Origin of the sequence: Actinoplanes sp. NPDC026623, from assembly GCF_040638275.1 — a bacterium.
In the GTDB taxonomy this organism is placed as follows: domain Bacteria; phylum Actinomycetota; class Actinomycetes; order Mycobacteriales; family Micromonosporaceae; genus Actinoplanes.
This window is the reverse complement of sequence record NZ_JBEZXZ010000436.1, coordinates 1-1,491: the sequence shown is the minus strand read 5'-3', so window position 1 is coordinate 1,491 and position 1,491 is coordinate 1. Positions and strand designations below refer to the sequence as shown.

The 1,491-nt window shown below is 73.4% G+C and carries 2 protein-coding genes; both read right to left on the bottom strand.

The window, feature by feature from the left end; translation table 11 throughout:
* Window positions 1–33: 33 nt before the first annotated feature.
* The gene (locus AB0F10_RS45590; RefSeq protein WP_360640862.1) at window positions 34–1,227 is read right to left on the bottom strand and encodes a hypothetical protein; all 1,194 of its coding nucleotides are present in this window, start codon (window positions 1,225–1,227) and stop codon (window positions 34–36) included.
* 31 nt (window positions 1,228–1,258) lie between these two features.
* Window positions 1,259–1,491: hypothetical protein (locus AB0F10_RS45585; RefSeq protein ID WP_360640860.1), on the bottom strand; the 233-nt coding region annotated here is incomplete at its 5' end.

The following is a 1,491-nucleotide window of genomic DNA, read 5'->3' as shown; positions in this document are numbered from 1 at the left end:
CGCCGGAACCCGGCGCCGGGCCGGTGGCCTGACTCAGGCCCGCGCGGCCTGGCAGCCGGCGGCGAGTTCGCACCGCTCGGGACCGCAGGCCACGTCGTCGGAGCCGTTGCCCCGGCCCTCGCAGCGCTGACCGGCGGCGGCACCGGCGGCGGGGCCGTCGGCGGCGAACCGGATCTCGTACACCGGCCGGAAGCGGCTCTCCAGCAGGGTGATCAGGCTGAGCAGCAGCACGAAGAAGATCGCGTGCGGCGCGCTGAGCTCGCCGCCGCCGCGCGCCAGCAGCCATCCGGCCGCCCAGACCATCGCGAGGTTCATCAGCACCCGCACGGCGAAGGCCGGCAGCGCGCGCTCGACACCCCGCGCCGACCGGGCCACCCACAGGCTGACGGCGGCGTTGGCCACGACGAACGCGGCGGTGCCGGCGAACAGCTGAGCGCTGCCGGTCTCGACGCCGGGCAGGACCTGTGCGTAGATCACCCAGATCAGGCCGACCAGGACCACGCTCTCCACCGTCCGGCCGGACGCGAGCCGGCCGTGCGCTGCCACCCAGCGGTTGCGCTCGGCCACGGTGGCGGCCGCCGCGGGCAGCGGGTCGGCGGCGACGTGCCAGGACCAGTCCGGCGGCCGCTGCCGGGGCCGCACCGCGAACCAGTAGATCAGGCAGATCGCCACGACGGCGACGACGATCGCGGGGCCGAACCACGGCACCTCGGCGATCGTATCGGTGACGTCGAGCTGGGCGATGTGGATCCACCACTCCTGCGGCAGCTTGACGAACACCCAGATCGCGACCGCGGTGATGATCCACTGTCGCTTCGTGACCCGCGCCGGGTTCCAGAACAACCGGTACGCCTCGTACGCGATGAAGAAGTACTCGAACGTGTTCGGGAAGATCAGCAGCAGCGGCCGCCAGTCGGTCAGCTCGAACGCGACGACACCGATCAGGCGGTAGAAGTACAGGAACCGGGCCACGTGCACGGCCGGCTGGCTCGTCCAGTTGCGCAGCGTCGACAGGTAGGCGATCGCCAGGTAGTAGACGTCCATCGCCTTGTCGTAGCCCTGGTAGCCGGGCGGGTCGTACCCCATCGTCTGGAAGATGGTCTGGTCGACGCCGTCCAGGATCAGCGCCGCGACGATCGCGGGCAGCGGATACCGGGGAATCAGCAGGGGGACGAGGAAGCGCGCGCCCACCACCGCGATGAACACGACCATCGCCGCCGTGGTCATGTACGCCTTCCCTCTGAGGCGGGCGCCGGCGTCATGGCGACGGCGTCACGGAGCCGAGCGGCGCGGCGCCGGCCGTCGACGCCGCCGGTCCGGCGCCGTCCGGGTCCGCCGGCGCCGGCACGACCGGGGCGGGCCGCAGCCTGTCCCGCAGCCGCTGGGCGACCTCGGCGCCGCGGCCGGAGGCCCGCCAGGTGACGATTCCGTGCCGGATGGCCAGCGCGGCGACGGCGCCGGCCGCGACCGCGACCGCGACGATCCCGCCGG

Bases quoted from the DNA above. Each gene is read 5' to 3' on its own strand.
- AB0F10_RS45590 (WP_360640862.1), bottom strand. From the start codon at position 1,227: ATGACCACGGCGGCGATGGTCGTGTTCATCGCGGTGGTGGGCGCGCGC.